Raw genomic sequence first — 18,430 nt, 5'->3', positions numbered from 1 at the left:
TCTCCTTACGCGGTCATGTCCAGAATCTCGCGCACCTGCGCCGGTCCCTCGATCTTGCGCGGATTGCGCGGCACCCACGGCGTTGCCATCGCTTGTTGCGCGATGCGGTCGAAGTGCTCAGGCCCAACCTTGACCTCGCTCAGGCTGCGCGGCATGCCGAGATTGCGAATGAATCGATCGAGCACGTCGCCGGCGTCTTCGTTCGGATGGCCCATGGCGGCTGCGACCAGCGCCTGACGTTCGGCATTCGCTGACTTGTTCCATCGCATCACCGACGGCAGCATCACGCAGGAGGTGTAGCCGTGCGGGACTCCGAACTCCGCGCCGAGCACGTAGCCGATGCCATGGCTGGCGCCCATCGGCACGCCGGAAGCGAGCGGCCCGGTCGAAAGCCAGGTCCCGATCTGACAATCCATCCGCGCGTCGAGGTCGCCGGCCGCGGCCTTCACCCGCGGCAGCGCCTGCGCCAGCATCGACAGGCCCTTCAGCGCTTGCGCATCGCCATATGGGTGAGCCTCGCGCGAGCAGATGCCTTCGACGCAATGGTCGACGGCGCGGATACCGGTCGACAGCCACAGCCATTCCGGCGTGTGCTGGGCAAGCCAGGGGTCGAGAATCACGGCGCGCGGTATCAGCAGCGGATGGCGCAGCGCTTCCTTGACCTTCGTCTTCTCGTTGGTGACGCCGGCCGTGGAGGAGAATTCACCGCCGGCGATCGTCGTCGGCACGCTGATCTGGCGCACCGTCGGCGCGGCAAGTTGCGGTGAGCCGCCGCGACCGGCCTTGATCCGGTCGATGTCATCTGCGCTGCGGACGTCGTTGGCGAGGCAGAGCTGCACGGCCTTGGCGCCGTCGGTGATCGAACCGCCGCCGATCGTGACGATGAGATCGGCAGCCGCTGCGCGGGCCTGTTCGCTGGCGGCGATCACGGCTGAGCGGGGCGTGTGCGGCGGCATCGCGTCGAACGTGCCGACGCAGCGCGGGCCCAGCGCACGGCGGATGGTGTCGATCACATCGGTTTCGCGATTGAGCGTGCCGCTGACCATCAGGAAGGCGCGCCTCGTGCCGAGCCGATCCACCTGCGCGACAAGCGCCTCGGACGCCGGCCGTCCGAACACGACCTCGTCCATGGCGCCGAATACGACACGCCCTCTGTGCACGCTTGTCCTCCCCGGACATTTTCTGGCCCTTGTGGCGGACCTTGCGGCGAGGTTAGCCGAGGAAATCGGCGACGTCATGCTTCAAGGCGGCAATATGAGCGGACCATCTCGACGATCGGGCAGTCGCTCTCTCCCGCCTTGCGGGAGAGGCGCCCCGCGGCGGGGCGTGGTGAGAGTCTCTTTGCACGATGTCACGTTTTCGTCATCAGGCGGCGATTAGCTGACCATTCGTCGCAACGGGTTCCGCTTTCATCGCAGTGCGAAAACGCGAAATCCGCGTTGCGAAGAGCGTTGACTACGCGGATGCATAACGATTGGGCTTGATCCCAGCCGGTTCTTGACGAGACTGGGAACCGATCACATCTGTGGCCTCCGCAACTAAGTTCCACGGCAAGCTTTTCCATCGATCAGGATGTTGAGAATGCAGGGGGAGATGGGATTGAGCACGACTGAGCCATTGAACCGTCCGGCTGCGACAAGCCGTGATGGTCACTCACTTCGCGGTCTCAAATGGTTGCCCCCATTGCTTGCGCTTGCGCTGTCCGCCTGTGGCGACAAGCCGCCGCAACAGCCAGCCGCCGCGGCACCATCTGTCACGGTCTCGCAGCCGGTGAAACGCACCGTCACCGATTGGGACGAATTCACCGGCCGCTTCGAGGCCATCCAGGAGGTCCAGGTTCGCGCCCGCGTCGGGGGGTTCGTGAAGAGCGTCGAATTCCGCGACGGCGCGATCGTGCGCGCGGGCGACCTGCTTTACGTTATTGACGCCCGTCCGTTCGAGGCGGTCGCCGAGCAGGCCGATGGCCAGTTGTCGGACGCACGCGCGAGGGCCGAACTCGCCAGGCGCGAACTCGACCGTGCGCTGACGTTGAACCAGACCCAGGCCGTATCCGACTCTATCGTCGACCAGCGCCGCCAGACCCTGCAGGCGGCACGCGCCGCGGAGATGCAGGCCGAAGGCGCGCTCAAGGCCGCCAAGCTAAACATCGAATTCACCCATGTGATGGCGCCGATCACCGGCCGCGTCAGCCGCCATCTCGTGACGCCTGGCAATCTCGTGCAGGGCTCCGAGGGCGGCGCCACGCTGCTCACCTCGATCGTCTCGCTCGACCCGATCTACATCTATTTCGATGTCGACGAGGCGACTTACCTACGAAACAGCCGGCTCTGGTTCGAAGGCAAGCGGCCGAGTTCGCGCGACACGCCGAACCCGGTCCAGGTGACGCTGACCGGCGAGACCAAGCCCTCGCACGAGGGCAAGATGGATTTCCTCGACAACCGCCTGGACGTCTCGACAGGTACGCTGCGCAGCCGCGCTGTGATCCCGAACAAGGATCTCTCGATCCTGCCCGGACAGTTCGGCCGCGTCCGGATCATCGGCAGTGCGCCTTATGAGGCGTTGCTGCTGCCTGATACGGCGATTGCGACCGACCAGTCGCGCAAGATCGTTTTCGTCGTCAAGGACGACAACACGGTCGAGGCGAAGTCGGTGACGCTCGGACCGCTCGATGAAGGCCTGCGCGTGATCCGTGAGGGCCTGAAGCCGGAAGACCGCGTCATTATCGATGGCCTGCAACGGGCACGGGTGGGTGCAAAGGTCAGCCCGCAAACGGGTGAGATCAAGCCGGCCGGTGCCAAGACATGAATCTCGGCCGTCTCTCCATCAACCAGCCCATCCTGGCGATGGTGTTGTCGATCGTGCTTCTGATCGTCGGCGCGATTGCCTACACCACGCTGCCGGTCTCCGAATATCCGCAAGTGGTGCCGCCGACGGTGACGGTCACCACGCAATATCCCGGCGCCTCCGCACAAACCGTGTCCGACACCGTCGCCGCCCCGATCGAGCAGGAGATCAACGGCGTCGAGGACATGCTGTATCTCTACAGCCAGGCCACCTCGAACGGGCAGTTGACGATCACGGTCACCTTCAAGCTCGGCACCGATCTCGACAAGGCCCAGGTGCTGGTGCAGAACCGCGTCGCGATCGCGCAGCCGCGGTTGCCCGAAGAGGTGCAGCGCAACGGCGTCATCACCCGCAAGAACAGCCCCGACATCCTGATGGTCGTGTTCATGCTGTCGCCGGACGACACGTTCGACCAGCTCTACATCTCCAACTACGCGCTGCTGCAGGTCCGCGACGAGTTGCTGCGGCTCGACGGCGTCGGCGACATTCAGATCTTCGGCGCGCGCGACTATTCGATGCGGCTGTGGCTCGACCCCGACAAGATCTCCACGCTCGGCCTGACCGCGGGCGAAGTGGTGGCGGCGATCCGCTCGCAAAACGTGCAGATCGCGGGCGGCCAGATCGCGGAGCCGCCGATCGGCGACCGCGCCTTTTCGCCGAATCTCACCTTTACCGGCCGTCTGAAAGACCCGAAACAATTCGAGGAGATCGTGGTCAAGGCCGGTGCCGACGGGCGCACGGTCAAGCTGCGCGATGTCGCGCGGATCGAACTCGGTGCTTTGGCCTACTCGACCAACAGTTTTCTGCTGCGCAAATCCGCGGTCGCCATGCTGGTGACGCAGCGGCCGGGCTCGAATGCGCTGGCGACCGCCGAGAATATTTCCAAGACGATGGAGAAACTGAAGGCGAGCTTCCCGATGGGGCTCGACTACAACATCGGCTACAACCCGACCGAATTCATCGCGCAGTCCGTCAGCGAGTTGATCAAGACGATCTACGAGGCGATGGCGCTGGTCGTGATCGTGGTGCTGGTATTTTTGCAGGGCTGGCGGCCGGCGATCATCCCGATCATGGCGATTCCGGTGTCGCTGGTCGGCACCTTTGCGGTGATGGCGGCACTAGGATTCTCGATCAACAATCTGACGCTGTTCGGCCTTGTACTGGCGGTCGGCATCGTGGTCGACGACGCGATCGTGGTGGTCGAAAACGTCGAGCGCCACCTCGAACATGGCATGAGCCGGCGCGACGCCGCGCTCCGCACGATGCAGGAGGTCGGCAGCGCGCTGGTGTCGATCGCGCTGGTTCTGTGCGCCGTGTTCGTGCCGACGGCGTTCCTTGGCGGCATCTCCGGGCAGTTCTTCCAGCAGTTCGCCGTCACCATTGCGGTGGCGACCGCGATTTCCTGCTTCTGTTCGCTGACGCTGTCGCCGGCTCTGGCCTCGCTGATCCTGCAGCCGCACGAGGACAAAAGGCCGCCGGCCCGCTGGAATTTCATCGCCCGCGGCTGGGGCGCCTTTACCGGCATGTTCAATCGCGGCTTCGACCGGCTGGCACATGGCTATGCCAGCACGGCCGATTTCGTGATCCGGCATTCGGTGGTGATGTTGCTGGTGTACGTGGCGCTGATCGGCGGCGCCGGATGGCTGTTGATCACGACGCCGCAAGGCTTCATCCCGGCGCAGGACCGTGGCTACGTCATCGTCTCGGTACAATTGCCGGGCGCGGCCTCGCTGGCGCGAACGACCGAAGTGGTCAGGGAGATCGAAAAGATTGCGCTTGAAACGCCGGGCGTCGTTCGCGCGCCGGCCTTCGCGGGCTTCTCGGGCGCGACCCGGACGCAGGCGAGCAATGCCGCGGCACTGTTTCCAGTATTTGACGATCCGGCGGCCAGGGCGAAGAAGGGACTTACGTCCACTTCGATCGCGAATGAACTACGCAAGCGGCTGGCGAACATCCAGGGTGCGTTCATCATCGTGATTCCGCCGCCCGCGGTGCCTGGCATCGGCACCGGCGGCGGCTTCACCATGCGCATCCAGGACCGTCAGGGCCGCGGCTCCGAAATGCTGGCGGCGGCGACCGACGAATTGATAGGCGCCGCGCGCAAGGCGCCCGGACTGACCCAGGTGTTCTCCACCTTTGCCGCCAACACGCCGCAACTGTTCGTCGACATCGACCGCGTCAAGGCACAGAAGCTCGGCGTGCCGATTGCGAACATCAACGATACGATCCAGACCTTTTTCGGCTCGTCCTATGTCAATGACTTCAACCTGTTCGGCCGCACCTACCGCGTCACGGCGCAGGCCGATCTGCCGTTCCGCAAGGAGACGTCCGATCTCGCTCGCCTGCGCACCCGCAATGCCGCCGGCGACATGGTGATGCTCGGCAGCGTCGTGAGTTTCAGCGACATCTCCGGCCCCGACCGCGTCGCGCGCTATAATCTCTATCCCGCGTCCGAGCTGCAGGGTGACACGCTGCCGGGGACCAGTTCGGCGACCGCCATCGACACAATGAAGAAGCTCGCCGAGGAGACGCTGCCGAGCGGCTTCTCGTTCGAATGGACGGATCTGTCCTATCAGCAGGTCACCGGCGGCCAAGCCGGCCTGCTCGTGTTCCCGATCTGCGTGCTGTTCGTGTATCTCGTGCTGGCGGCGCAATATGGCTCGTGGAGCCTGCCATTTGCGGTCATCCTGATCGTGCCCATGTGCCTGCTGGCTGCGACCATCGGCGTGCGGATCATGGGACAGGACGTCAACATCCTGACCCAGATCGGCTTTGTGGTGCTGGTCGGGCTTGCGGCCAAGAACGCCATTCTCATCGTCGAGTTCGCGCGCGACATCGAGCTCGAGGGCAAGGCGCGGCTGGAGGCCGTGATCGAAGCCTGCCGGTTGCGGTTGCGGCCGATCCTGATGACGTCATTCGCCTTCATCCTCGGCGTGCTGCCGCTGGTGATCTCGTCGGGCTCGGGCTCGGAGATGCGGCAGGCGGTGGGCGTCGCCGTGTTCTTCGGCATGATTGGCGTCACGCTGTTCGGCCTGGTGTTCACGCCGATCTTCTACGTCATCGTGCGCAACCTCGCCGAAGGCAAGGGTAAGAAGCGGACGGCGGTGTGAATTCGCGCTCGTCATTCCCGGAATGACGGCGCAGTTTCGATCAAAGTTCCCCAATACTTTTGGCTGATCTGAAATGGATGGGCACTCGCGGGGTTATTGAATAAAGTCGCGAGGTTCCTCTGACAAAAAATTCCTGGAGAAAAGAATGAAGTCGGGATTGTTGGCCGCCGTTGCGGCAGTTGGTCTTTTGCTCGCCGCGCCGGCATCGGCGCAGGGCGTCAAGATCGGCATTCTGAACGACCAATCCGGGGTCTACGCCGACTACGGTGGCAAGTGGTCGTTCGAAGCGGCCAAGATGGCGATCGAGGATTTCGGCGGCGAGGTGCTCGGCCACAAGATCGAAATCGTGTCCGCCGACCATCAAAACAAGCCGGATCTCGGTGTTGCCATCGCGCGGCGCTGGTATGAGGTCGAAGGCGTCGACATGATCACGGAGCTGACGACGTCCTCCGTCGCGCTCGCGATTCACGATCTCTCCAGACAGATGAAGAAGATCGACATCGTCGTGGGTGCTGCGACCTCGCGCCTCACCGGCGACGCCTGCCAGCCTTACGGCTTCCACTGGGCCTACGACACCCACGCGCTCGCTTACGGCACCGGCGGTGCGCTGGTGGAATCCGGAGGCGATAGCTGGTTCTTCATGACCGCCGACTACGCCTTCGGCCACGCCTTGGAAAAGGACACCGGCGATTTCGTCAAGGCGAAGGGCGGCAAGGTGCTCGGCGCAGTCCGCATTCCCCTGAACTCGTCGGACTTCTCTTCCTTCCTGCTGCAGGCGCAGAGCTCGAAAGCCAAGATCATCGGCCTCGCCAATGCCGGCCTCGACACCACCAACTCGATCAAGCAGGCGGCGGAATTCGGCATCGTCAAGAGCGGCCAGAAGCTCGCCGGCCTGTTGCTGACGCTCGCCGAAGTGCACGGCCTCGGCCTCAACGCTGCCCAGGGCCTGGTGCTGACCGAAGGCTACTACTGGGACCGCGACGCCAAGAGCCGTAATCTCGCCGAACGCTTCTTCAAGCGCACCGGCCGCATGCCGAACATGATTCAGGCCGGCACCTATTCGGCGACGCTGCAATACCTGAAGGCAGTCAAGGCCGCGGGCACCAAGGACACCGAGGCGGCGGCGAAGAAGTTGAAGGAGCTCCCGGTCGACGACGATTTTGCGCAAGGCGGCAAGGTGCTGGAAAACGGCCGCATGGTCCACGACCTCTATCTGTTCGAGGTCAAGAAACCTTCAGAATCGAAGAAGCCGTGGGATTATTACAAGCAACTCGCCGTGGTGCCGGGCGACAAGGCGTTCCCGGCGGCGAAGGATTCCGGCTGCCCGCTGGTGAAGTAGTCTCCGTCGTCCCTGCTTTCGCATGCTTTCGCAGGGACGACGAGGGGGTGAGGTTAGCGCTCCGTCACCCCTGCACCAACCGCCACACGATGGCGCCGAATGCGCCGGCCCACAGCGCGATCGTCGCGAGTGCCTGAGTCGCAAAGCCGGGGCTGCGCTGTGGGACCGACTTCGCATAGCCAAATATATAGAGAATGCGGCCTATCACCCATACCAACCCCAGCGCAGCGGCGATGCCGTCGCTGATATAGATCGCGAACAGCCATAGTGACGGCAGGAAGATCGGCAGCCATTCCAGCGTGTTCATCTGCGCGCGAAACACGCGCTCGAAATCTGGATTGCCCGAAATCGCCGGCAGCTTGACGCCGAATTTGCCGCGCGCCTGTGACACACGAACGGACGAATAGAAATAGACCAGGATCGCCAGCAAGCTGACGAGCGCGGTGAGATGATACATCGCTGAACTCCCCTTTTCGTGCGCGCTTAATAACCCGTCATTTCCAGATAGCCCACACCCGTGTGGCTGCCTGCGAAGCGAATCGGGCCTTCCCAATAGGGGAAACTCGTGCCCATCCAGCTCCGGGGATTGAGCGGCGTGCACTCGATCTTGAGCGCCTTGCTCGGAACCTCGATGCGCCATGTGGTCGGAATTTCTCGTCCCTCGATCTCGGTGAACGCGAGCGGCGTCATGGCGACATCCGCGGAGGCGAGTTGCTCGGCCGTGCCGTTGGGCGCGATCCATTTGCCCGAGCCATAATGCTGGCCGTCGGTCTGGCGCATCCGGTAGAGCATCAATTTGTCGCCGGCGTTGAAATGCAGCGAGAGCCAGTCCCATCCGCTTTGATCCGCGGCGAGCGGCTGGCTGCTCCACTCGCGATCGAGCCAGGCCAAGCCGGTGACGTCGATGGGCTTGTCGTCGATGGTGAGGATGCCCGTCGCCGCATAGTGCGGCTGGCTGTAGTAATAGGAGGCCTGTTCGCGCAGCGATTTGCGGCTGTAGCCCCCTTCGCCCTGCAGCACCAGCGGCCGATCCGCGTCCAGGCGCAGCGTATAGCTGAAGTCGGCGCCCGATGCTTTCAGTTCCAGCGGTGCAATATTGTCGTCATTCACGGAATCGAGGGCGCGCATCTCCCAGGCATCGATCCAGGCGTGAAACGGGCTGGCCTCGACGCCAGCCTGGCCGACACCGCCGCGCGCGAACGTCTGGCTGAAGCGGTGGGTATCTTCGCGCGTGACGGCGGCATGGCCCATCCATATCTGCTGGTTGGCCCAGCCCTCTCGCGGCCCGCCTGGCGCGATCGCCTGGCGAAACAGCGTCCATTGCGCGCCGTGGGCTGCTCCGCGTACGTCAGTGAGATTGGCCGTCACATACCACCACTCGATGCGGAATTCCGGGTGCGGTCCGTGGTCGGCGGGAAAAGCAAATGTCCTGCCGGGCACGACCGGTGCAAATCCATCCGCGCTTTCGCCAAGCCCGGCAAAGCCCTGCGCGAGTGCCTCGCTGCCAAATCCGGCGAGGAGTGTGCCGCCAATGAAACCGCGGCGGGTAATGAGGCCGCTACCGTTCATTGGCAAAGATCCTGATCAGGCTGGCGGGCTGCATGCGCGCCAGCCTGATGACGGGGAGCGCGGAAGCCGCAACCGCCGCCGCCATCGCGACGCCGGTGAGCCAAAGCAATTGCAACGGAAAGACATGAAACGGCAACCGCCAACCGAACGCCTTGACGTTGACGATCGCGAGCAGGCACCACGCGACCAGCAAACCCAGCGGAAGCGCAAAGATGGTGGTGATGAACGCCACCGAGGTCGTCTTCAACAGCTCGATGGCCGCGAGCCGCCGCCGCGTGACGCCGATTGCCCATAGCGGTGCCAGGTGCGGCAGGCGGGAATTGGCGAGCGTCAAGAGGCTCGTCAACAGCGCCACGCCGGCGACGCCGAGCGTAAAGGCGTTCAGCGCCGCCGTGACCGAGAAAGTGCGGTTGAAGATCCGCGTCGATTCCGCCTTCATTGTCGCCTGGTCGGCGACATTGCGATTGTCGAGGCCGAACTTTTCCTGCAGGGCCGAGATCAACGCCGGGATCTTTGGCGGGGCAACCCGCAGTCCCATGCGCGTCAGCGGGATTTCCGGAAAGCGCCGCGTCAGCGCGGCGAAGTTCACGGCGATCTGGCCCTTGGGGTTGCCGTAATCGGCATAGATGCCGACCACGTTGAGCGCCCAGTTTCCGCCTGACGCGGGCACTTCGATGCGGTCGCCAAGGGAGAGCTGCAGCCGTCGCGCCAGTTGTTCGCTGACGAGGGCCGCATCGCCAGGGCGAAGCTTGACCCAGGCATCCTCAGTCGATTGCAATAGCGGCCAGTTGTCGCGATAGGTGGCGTGATCGGGCAGGCCCAGCACCTCGAGCGGCGCGCCCGCCAATTGCGTATCGGCGCGGCCGCCGGGCAGGATCGCCTCGACCTCGGGGCGTTCGCGCAGCCACGCCTTGATCTCGTGTGCCTGCGCGTCATTGGCGGCGTTGACATAAATTTCTGCCGCCAGCCGCCCGTCCAGCCAGACCAGAAACGTGCGGGAAAAACTCTCGACCATGGTGGAGACGCCGACGTTCACCGCCAATGCGAGCAACAGCGCCATCAGGGCGAGCGACAATCCCGACAATTGCTGGCGGCTGTCGGCCCAGAACCAGACTCCGAGCGGAGCTCTTGCATAGCGCTGGCCAAGCGACAGCACGATTTCCAGAAACATCGGCAGGATCAGCGCCGCGCCGAGCATTATTGCAGCGAGCACGGCAAAGCCAGAAAGCAGGGAGTCGCCAAACCATAAAAAGCCGCCGGCCGCTGCGAACGCTACGAGCGCCAGCGCGCTCTGGTAAATCAGCCAGCGCCGCTGCGCCTGTTGCCAGGCGAAGGGCTGGGCGGTGGCGAGCAACGGCAGCCGCAGCGCCTTGGTGAGGCTGGCAGCGGCCGCTGCAAGCGCGCCCAAAATGCTGATGGCGATGCCCGCGATCCACCATTGCGGCTTGAGCGTGAGATGTCCCGGAATCTGCGCGCCATAGAGCCCGCGCAGCGATGCGGCGACGTCAGGCAGCAGCGCGCCGGCGATGAAGTAACCGCACACGAGTCCGATCAGCCCCGCGGCCAGTGCCAGCGACACCAGCTCAAGCACCAGCACGGCGTTCAGCATCCGCGCCGAGACGCCGCAGGCGCGCAAGGTGCGTAAGGTCGGCAGCCGCTGCTCGAAGGCGAGCCCGATCGCCGAATTGACGATGAACAGGCCGACAAAGAACGACAGCAACCCGAACGCGGTCAGGTTCAGGTGAAAACTGTCGGTGAGGCGTTCGAGGTCGGTCTCCGCATCGGCTTCGATCAGCCGAAGCTTGTCGCCGGCAACGCTTTCGAGCGGCGCGTGCCTCGCTGTCGCCTTGCCGATCAGGAGCCGCGAAAGCTGGTCCGGCATCTTCAGGAGGTTCTGCGCAATGCCGATGTCGACGACCAGCACGCCGGGCACCAGGTTGGGCTGCACGCGAAGCGGCGGCAGCGGTGCGCCGCCATCGCCCTGTGGACGCGCGCCCTCCGCGAGCTTGAGATCGGAAAGCGTTTCCGGCGCCACCAAAATCTCGCCCGGCGGCGTCATAAAGGATCGCAAGCTGGCTTTGCCGATCGTCGGCGCGTTGCCGACTTCGGTGGGCAGCGTAACGGGTTCGATGCCGAGCAGCCGCAACGACCGTCCCTCGATCTGGATGCGGCCTTCCAGCACCGGTGAGACCGGCCAGCCGGCGCGGCGCAGCTCGACAAAAAGTTCTTGCGGGAAAGTTACGCCATTGCGGGCGACCAGCATGGCGGTGCGCGTGCCGCCAAACGTAGCGGCGGCGCGATCATAGGATGTGCGCGCCTGCTGATTGAGCGCCTGCACGCCGCTCCACAGCGCGGTCGCCGAGATCAACCCGATCAGCAGGGTCGCCAACTGCATCGGGTGCCGCCGCCAGTGGCTCAGCAGCACGGCCAGCGTCCACAGTGCGCGTTTCACGCGATCACCCCGGCGTGGAGGTTGACCTGGCGGTCGAGCGTTGCTGCGAGCCGCGCGCTGTGCGTCACCATCAGAAAGCCGCAACCAGTGCGCGTCACCAGGTCGCGCGCCAGCGCCAGCACTTCGTCCGCCGTGTCCTCGTCGAGATTGCCGGTCGGCTCGTCTGCGAGCAGCAATAGCGGCCTGACTGCCAATGCCCGGCCGATTGCGACGCGCTGTTGCTGACCGCCGGACAATTGCTCGGGATAGCGCTTCAGGAAGCGGCCGAGCCCGAGCCGCTCTACCAGTTCGTGGTGCCAGGCCGCATCGTGACGGCCGGCGATTCGCGACTGGAAAACGAGATTGTCTTCCACGGTGAGGCTCGGGACCAGGTTGAATTGCTGAAACACCAGGCCGAGCCGGTCGCGGCGCAATTCCGCCCGATCGGCATCGCTGAGGTCGGCGACTGAGGCATCCGCCAGCCTGATCTCGCCGCCGTCGGCCGCATCGAGCCCGGCGATCAGGTGCAAGAGCGTGCTCTTGCCGCTGCCGGATTCGCCGGTGAGTGCGACGCTCTCACCGGCAGCGACCGTCAGGTTCACGCCGCGCAGCACCGCGACCTCTTCGCCGGCGGTGCGATAGCTCTTGGTCAGGCCAGCCACGTGCAGCACGGAGCCGGTCGCACTGGGATTGTATGTGGTCATGCGCGATGATGGACCGATCTGACCATGAAAATCCCCTGACGTGATAGCATGCAACATATCAGGGCACGCGTCCCCGATCACGGCCTCAATCGCGCCGCGACGCGATCGTGATGCGGTTGTGGCGTGCGCCTGTCGCAACAGCCGGCAGTTGCACGGCGGCCTCTTGCGAAAATCGCGGTTGCCTTGCCCGCAAGGCGCCTTGTAGCATCGGAACCGGCCGATCCGACAGAGCCAGCAAAGATGGGGAAAGCAGCCATGACCGCGCAAGCGACGCCCAAGGGGACGCTCAAGGGCGCCTGGACAATCACTTTCCTGCTGTTTCTGTTCATGCTGGTGAACTTTGCCGATAAGATCGTCGTCGGGCTCGCCGGCGCCCCGATCATGGATGAACTGAAGCTCTCGCCGGAACAGTTCGGTTTTCTCGGCTCCTCGTTCTTTTTCCTTTTTTCCATCTCGGCCATCGTCGTCGGCTTCATCGTCAACCGCATCGACACCCGCTGGGTGCTGCTCGCAATGGCGGTGATCTGGTCGGTGGCGCAGTTCCCGATGGTCGGCACCGTCGGTTTCACGACACTCGTGATCTGCCGCATCATCCTTGGTGCAGGGGAGGGGCCTGCGTTCGCGGTAGCGGCGCACGCGGTCTACAAGTGGTTTCCCGACGAGAAGCGGACGCTACCCACCGCGATCCTTTCGCAGGGCTCGGCGTTCGGGGTGATCCTCGCGGTGCCCGCACTGAACTGGATCATCGTCAATCATAGCTGGCACTACGCGTTCGGCGCGCTCGGCATCGTCGGGCTGATGTGGGCAGCGGCGTGGCTGGTCATGGGAAAGGAAGGGCCGCTGGTTCAGACCGTTACAACGGCCGCAACCGATCCGCGCGTTCCCTATCTCCAGCTTCTGACTTCGCGAACCTTTATCGGCTGCGTCGCCGCGACCTTCGGCGCCTATTGGGCGCTGTCGCTCGGCCTCACCTGGTTCACGCCATTCATCGTCAAGGGGCTGGGCTTTTCGCAACAAGATGCAGGCTGGATTTCGGTTCTGCCCTGGGTGTTCGGTGCGGCGGTCGTGCTGCTGACGGGCTGGGTTTCGCAGGTGATGCTGACGCGCGGTTACACGACGCGCGGCGCTCGGGGTGTGCTCGGTTCTGTGCCGCTGATCGTCGGCGGGCTGATCCTCGCGGTGCTGCCCTATGTCAACGGCGCTGGATGGCAGATCGCATTCCTCGTCTTCGGCTCCGGGCTCTGCGGCTCGATCTATGTGGTCTGTCCGCCGATGCTCGGCGAATTCACCCCGGTGCAGCAGCGCGGTGCCGTGATCGCAATCTATGGCGCGATCTACACGCTGGCGGGAATGATCGCGCCGTTCGTGATGGGCGCCGTGATTCAGAATGCGGCGGTGCCGCTCGACGGCTACATGACCGGCTTCACCATCAACGCCGTGATCATGGCAGCGTCAGGGTTGCTCGGACTGCTGCTGTTGTGGCCGAACACCGAACGCAAGCGGTTGATGGCCCAGGCGGTCGCGCAGCCGAAATTCGCGTGAGGCAATAACATATCTATGCGTCCCTGCGAACGCATTGCGAACGCAGGGACGACACCGAGTGTGGGCGCCGCCGCCTTAACTCGCCGCCGCGTCGAACTGTGGCTTGCTTCCCTGCGTACCACGCACCAGTTTGCCCGGGCGGGCGCCGGTGGCTGTGCCGGCGCGCTGCGTCACCACGCCGGAGACGATGGTGGCGTCATAGCCGTCGATCTGCTGCATCAGGCGGCGGCCGCCGACCGGCAGGTCGTAGTGCACTTTTGGCGGATGCAGATGCAGACGGTCGTAATCGATCACGTTGACGTCGGCCTTGAAGCCGGGCGCGATCACGCCGCGGTCGTAGAGACCGACCGAGAGCGCGGTTTTGCGCGATTGCGCGGCGACTACGAACGGGATCGACAGCTTTTCGCCGCGGGTGCGGTCGCGTGTCCAGTGCGTCAAGAGATAGGTCGGAAAACTGGCGTCGCAGATGATGCCGCAATGCGCGCCGCCGTCGGAGAGCCCCGGCACGGCATTGGGATCGCGCAGCATCTCGCTGACAGCATCGAGGTTGCCGTCGGCATAGTTGAGGAACGGCACGTAGAGCATGCCGCGGCCGTCATCCGTCAGCATCGCATCGTAGGCGAGTTCTTCCGGTTGCTTGCCCTGGCGGCGGGCCTGCGCACCCAGCGTATTCTCCGGCGGCTGTTCGTAGTCCGGCGGATTTCCAAGCAGGTACATTTTGTCGTAGTTCGGCCGGAAGAACAGCGGATCGTCGGTCGCGGTGGCGTGCTCGCTCAGGATCGCCTTGCGCAGTTCGGGCTGGCGCAGGCGGGCGAGCCGCTCGGCGAGCGGCAGATGCGCGATCGCCTGATAACTCGGGTGAGTCTGGAACGGATTGCGCGACAATTCGAGTCCGAGCATCAGTCCGACCGGGCGAGCGGCGATCTGCGCCGTGATAGAAAGGCCCCGCACCGAGGCCTCTCTGATGGTGTCGAGCGTCTGGCGCCAGCGCTCCGGCGCCCTGTCGTTCTGGGTGATCGAGAACGACACCGGGATTTTGGTGTTCTCGGCGACCCGCAGCATCATCGGCAGGTCTTCGTCGATGGTGGAGAGATCGAGCACGAATTGCAGGACGCTGCGGCCCTGCGCATGCATCGCCGCCGCGATCGCGGTCAGTTCGTCCTCGCCGGCCTTCAGCGTCGGCGTAAAATCGCCGGTCGAGGTGCGGTGGTTGAGCGTGCGCGAGGTCGAGAAGCCGAGTGCGCCGGCCCGCACGGCATCGGCAGCCAATGCCGCCATCGCCTTGTTGTCGTCTGATGTCGAGGGATCGCGGCGCGCGCCGCGCTCGCCCATCACATAGACGCGCAAGGCCGCATGCGGCAGTTGCGCGCCGATGTCCATGTCAAAACTTCTTTTCGACAGCCACTCCATGTAATCCGGAAAGCTCTCCCAGGCCCATGGGATGCCGGCGCTCAGCACGGGCTCGGGGATGTCCTCGACGCCTTCCATCAATTGAATTAGTCGGACATGGTCGGCCGGACGGCACGGCGCGAAACCGACGCCGCAATTTCCCATGATCGCCGTCGTGACGCCGTTCTGCGAGGAGGGCGTGATATCCTGGCTCCAGGTGACCTGGCCGTCATAATGGGTGTGGACGTCGACGAAGCCCGGCGTGACCAGTCTGCCCCTGGCGTCGATTTCTTCCTTGCCCTTTGCCGCGACCTTGCCGACTTCGGTGATGCGGCTGCCTGCAATCGCTATGTCGGCTTCGAACAAGTCGCCACCCTTGCCATCGGCAACGGTGCCGCCGCGGATCACGAGGTCGGGGGTCGAGGTCATGGCTTCCATCCCGGTGCTGGTTCTTGTTGACGCATCATCTGACGTCATCCGAGCCTGTCAACCAACGGGGATGACGCTCAGGAATGCATTACAGCGGCTTCGGCGCCGCCGGCTTGCGGTCGGTCACCAGCGCCAGCAGGACCGTCAGCACCATGAAGGCGACGGAAGCGCCGAACACCCAATGCGGCAGGTTCTGGTCCATGATCCAGCCGAACAATAAGGGGGAGAGTATGCCGCTGAAATTGAAGCCGGTGGAGACGATACCGAAGGCGCGGCCCGCGGCGCCCGCAGGAGCCGCGTTGCGCACCAGCATGTCGCGCGAGGGGGCGATGACGCCGCCGAGGAATCCGGCCAGCCCCATCGCGGCGGTCAGCACCACCAACGGCAAATTGATCGTCGCAATGATTGTTATGATGACGGCGTTGATGGCAAAGCACGCAGCGGCGACATTGCCATGCCGCTTGGTGCGGTCGGCGAGATAGCCGCCGGCGAGCACGCCGGCTGCGCTGGCGCCGAGATAGGCGGTCAGCGCGACGTTGGCGGCCGAGAAAGTCACACCATAGCCGCTCATCAGCGCAACCACGCCGAAATTGCTGATGCCAGCACTGGACAGGCCGAGCAGCATGAAGAAGATCGTCAGCACGATGATCGCAGGCGTCACGATGCTCTGCTGCGGCGCTGCAGCGTCATCGGCCTTGCGATCGGCCGAACTGGCATCGGGAATCCTGACCGCGATCAATAGCAGCGCTGCCGCAGGGCCGACCGCACCGGCGACGATCAGCGCGCCGAGCCCGCCGACGGCTGTCACCAGTGCCGCCATGATCGCGGGCGCCACCGCACCGCCAAGGAAACCCGCAAAGGTATGGACCGAGAACGCCCGGCCCATCCGCGCTTCGTCCATATGCGTCGACAGAATCGCATAGTCGCAGGGGTGATAAACGCTGTTGGCAAGGCCGAGCAGCGCGGCTGAGATGATCAGCGAAACGTAGCTCAGATGAAGGCCGAGCATGATCAGCGCGAGGCCGCCGACGGAGAGGCCGATGAGCAGCACTTTTCGCGCGCCAATGTGGTCGGCGAGATAGCCGATCGGGGCCTGCGTCAGGCCGGAGACGACGCCGAACACGGTGAGCGCGAAGCCGAGCTCAATGTAGCCGACGCCCAACTGCTCCTTCAGGAACGGAAACAGCATTGGCAACACAAACAGATGGAAATGGCTGACCCAATGGGCGACCGAAATCGCCGCGAGCGTGCGCAGCGAAGTGTCCGCTTTGGCTTGTTGCGGTGCGGCCAGAATGTCGACCATGTCAGCTCAAAAATCCTGTGTAACTTGTGGCCCGGCTGAGCGGGCTGAAAATATAGGCAGGCCGTTATTTGTCCATGAATGCCGCTGCATGGCTGCCCCGGCGCAGGGCAGGGCGGACGAATGCCGCCTATTAAATCGGGAGACAAAGGCGGGTCTACGGGGCAATGATCCGGCATGCCTGATCCCGCAAGACCGCTCCGGGTACTGGTCTCCGAAGGTTCCTCGACCTCGGCACGGGAGGCCATTACAATTCTTGGTCTTTCGGGCCATCACGTCGAGGTCTGCGATCCCTCGCCCTGGTGCCTGTCGCGGTGCTCGCGCTTCGTTCGCAAATTTCACCGCTGCCCTGGACTGCGGGACGATCCCGCCGGTTACCTGACCTTCGTCGAGCAGCGACTGGCCGGCGGGAAGTTCGACGTGCTGCTGCCGACGCATGAGCAGGGATTTTTGTTTGCGCGGGTCGCGCAGCGCATCGAAGGTCGCGCCGGCCTCGCGCTGCCGAACTTCGAGAGCTATCGCGAGGCGCATAGCAAGGCCGGTTTCAGCCGGCTGCTCGATCGGTTGGGATTGCCGCAACCGCCGACGCGCATCGTGCAATCCGCGCAGGGGGTGCACGAGGCGGTTCGCTTTCCGGCCGTCGTGAAGGCTTCAGTTGGCACCGCCAGCCGGGGCATCTGGTTCGTGCGCAGCGCGGACGATCTGATGCGCGCGCTGCACGATCTCGGCGGCGGCGATGCATTCGCCGGTGAGGTGCTGGTGCAAGACCTCGTCGCAGGCACCACCGAAAAGGCGCAATCGGTATTCTGCCGCGGCCGGATGCTCGGCTTTCATGCCTATCGGCAGATCGCGGCGGGTGTTGGCGGCGGCGAGGCGATCAAGCAGAGCGTAAGCCGGCCGGTCGTTCGCGCTTATGTCGAACAGATCGGCCGGGCGCTCGATTGGCACGGCGCGCTGTCGGTCGATTACATCATGCCGGACGTCGATACCGCGCCATTGCTGATCGATTGCAATCCGCGGCTGGTCGAGCCGATGAATGCCTATCGCTCCGGCGTCGACCTCGTCGGACTTTCGCTTCTGATCTCGCTGGGCGAGACGCCGGCTCCGTTGCTTGCAAGCCGCGAGGGCGTGCTCACGCACCTGGCGATGCAGGCGCTGCTCGGATGTGCGGCGCGCGGCGGAACGCGGCCAGACATTCTCACGGAATGTTTGCATCTCGCTGCGGCGCGCGGGCCTTATGCCGGCAGCAGCGAAGAACTCACCCCGGTGCAGTCGGACTGGATCAGCGCCGTGCCGCTGGCGATCACGGCAGCCGTGCTGCTGGCTTCGCCGAAGCTGGCGATCAAACTAGCGCTCGGCGGTTTTGGCGCGCATCTGCTCGATGCAGCGAGTATTCGGATGATTGAAAGCGAAGGCTTCTACCAACACAGCTCGTCATCGTCCGCGAAGTGAACCGTAGGGTGGGCAAAGGCACCCCTTCGCGCCGTGCCCACCATTTGCACCGCGATCTCGCCTTGAATGGTGGGCACGCTTCGCTTTGCCCACTCTACGGGCTACCAACTTTTATGAGGCTACAACGGCTCATCGTCGGGGCCATAACGGTCCCGCTTCGGCGTAGCGATGTCGCCGTCCTCGTGGTCCTCCTCCTCAACCGGCGGGGGCGGCGGCTTCTTCGGTTTGGCATCGCCTTGTTTCGGAGGCTCGCTGTTCTTCCTGCCTGTTCCGCCCATATGATTTCACCAAAGTGATGCTTCTCGCCGGATCAATCGGCGT

Annotated in this window: 13 protein-coding genes; 5 read left to right on the top strand and 8 right to left on the bottom strand. The window is 64.2% G+C overall.

Annotated features, from left to right (window positions below; translation table 11 throughout):
• Nucleotides 1-5: 5 nt before the first annotated feature.
• A complete protein-coding gene (locus tag CQ13_RS01905; protein WP_057841299.1) occupies nt 6-1,160 on the bottom strand; it encodes an iron-containing alcohol dehydrogenase in 1,155 nt (384 codons plus the stop codon).
• Between the two features lie 433 nt (nt 1,161-1,593).
• Between CQ13_RS01905 and CQ13_RS01900 the strand changes: the two genes are divergently transcribed.
• From CQ13_RS01900 to CQ13_RS01890, 3 genes are all read left to right on the top strand, one after another.
• Complete coding sequence (locus CQ13_RS01900) at nt 1,594-2,805, top strand: efflux RND transporter periplasmic adaptor subunit (RefSeq protein ID WP_057841298.1); 1,212 nt, start codon at nt 1,594-1,596, stop codon at nt 2,803-2,805.
• Nucleotides 2,802-5,954: an efflux RND transporter permease subunit gene (locus CQ13_RS01895; RefSeq protein ID WP_057841297.1), complete on the top strand. Its 3,153-nt coding sequence runs from the start codon at nt 2,802-2,804 to the stop codon at nt 5,952-5,954. Before CQ13_RS01900 ends, CQ13_RS01895 begins: the two co-directional genes overlap by 4 nt.
• A gap of 145 nt (nt 5,955-6,099) precedes the next feature.
• Nucleotides 6,100-7,293, top strand: a complete 1,194-nt coding sequence (locus CQ13_RS01890; protein ID WP_057841296.1) for an ABC transporter substrate-binding protein — start codon at nt 6,100-6,102, stop codon at nt 7,291-7,293.
• 64 nt (nt 7,294-7,357) lie between these two features.
• Here CQ13_RS01890 and CQ13_RS01885 read toward each other — a convergent pair whose 3' ends face one another.
• The 4 genes from CQ13_RS01885 to CQ13_RS01870 are packed head-to-tail and all read right to left on the bottom strand — an operon-like array spanning nt 7,358 to nt 11,997.
• Nucleotides 7,358-7,750, bottom strand: a complete 393-nt coding sequence (locus tag CQ13_RS01885; protein WP_057841295.1) for an MAPEG family protein — start codon at nt 7,748-7,750, stop codon at nt 7,358-7,360.
• A gap of 26 nt (nt 7,751-7,776) precedes the next feature.
• Nucleotides 7,777-8,862 carry a lipocalin-like domain-containing protein gene (locus CQ13_RS01880; RefSeq protein ID WP_057841294.1) on the bottom strand — a complete coding sequence of 362 codons (1,086 nt, stop codon included), beginning with the start codon at nt 8,860-8,862 and terminating at the stop codon, nt 7,777-7,779.
• Complete coding sequence (locus CQ13_RS01875; protein WP_057841293.1) at nt 8,852-11,314, bottom strand: ABC transporter permease; 2,463 nt, start codon at nt 11,312-11,314, stop codon at nt 8,852-8,854. The genes CQ13_RS01880 and CQ13_RS01875 overlap by 11 nt, the downstream gene beginning before the upstream one ends.
• Nucleotides 11,311-11,997 carry an ABC transporter ATP-binding protein gene (locus CQ13_RS01870; RefSeq protein ID WP_197427216.1) on the bottom strand — a complete coding sequence of 229 codons (687 nt, stop codon included), beginning with the start codon at nt 11,995-11,997 and terminating at the stop codon, nt 11,311-11,313. Before CQ13_RS01870 ends, CQ13_RS01875 begins: the two co-directional genes overlap by 4 nt.
• 255 nt (nt 11,998-12,252) lie before the next feature.
• On the opposite strand from CQ13_RS01870, the gene CQ13_RS01865 reads away from it, so the two are divergent.
• Nucleotides 12,253-13,539 (top strand): MFS transporter, encoded by a 1,287-nt coding sequence (locus CQ13_RS01865; protein ID WP_057841433.1) that lies wholly within the window; start codon nt 12,253-12,255, stop codon nt 13,537-13,539.
• Between the two features lie 75 nt (nt 13,540-13,614).
• Here the strand turns inward: CQ13_RS01865 and CQ13_RS01860 are convergent, their stop codons facing one another.
• Both CQ13_RS01860 and CQ13_RS01855 read right to left on the bottom strand, forming a co-directional pair.
• Nucleotides 13,615-15,357, bottom strand: a complete 1,743-nt coding sequence (locus CQ13_RS01860; protein ID WP_057841432.1) for an N-acyl-D-amino-acid deacylase family protein — start codon at nt 15,355-15,357, stop codon at nt 13,615-13,617.
• 88 nt (nt 15,358-15,445) lie between these two features.
• Entirely contained in the window at nt 15,446-16,660 is a 1,215-nt protein-coding gene (locus CQ13_RS01855) for an MFS transporter (RefSeq protein WP_057841292.1), read from the bottom strand.
• 174 nt (nt 16,661-16,834) lie between these two features.
• Between CQ13_RS01855 and CQ13_RS01850 the strand changes: the two genes are divergently transcribed.
• Complete coding sequence (locus CQ13_RS01850; protein ID WP_057841291.1) at nt 16,835-18,109, top strand: ATP-grasp domain-containing protein; 1,275 nt, start codon at nt 16,835-16,837, stop codon at nt 18,107-18,109.
• A gap of 119 nt (nt 18,110-18,228) precedes the next feature.
• Here CQ13_RS01850 and CQ13_RS44180 read toward each other — a convergent pair whose 3' ends face one another.
• The gene (locus CQ13_RS44180) at nt 18,229-18,387 is read right to left on the bottom strand and encodes a hypothetical protein (RefSeq protein WP_197427215.1); all 159 of its coding nucleotides are present in this window, start codon (nt 18,385-18,387) and stop codon (nt 18,229-18,231) included.
• Nucleotides 18,388-18,430: the final 43 nt, after the last annotated feature.

It is taken from the genome of Bradyrhizobium retamae (genome assembly GCF_001440415.1).
In the GTDB taxonomy this organism is placed as follows: Bacteria; Pseudomonadota; Alphaproteobacteria; order Rhizobiales; family Xanthobacteraceae; genus Bradyrhizobium; species Bradyrhizobium retamae.
This window is presented reverse-complemented; position numbering and strand designations above follow the sequence as displayed.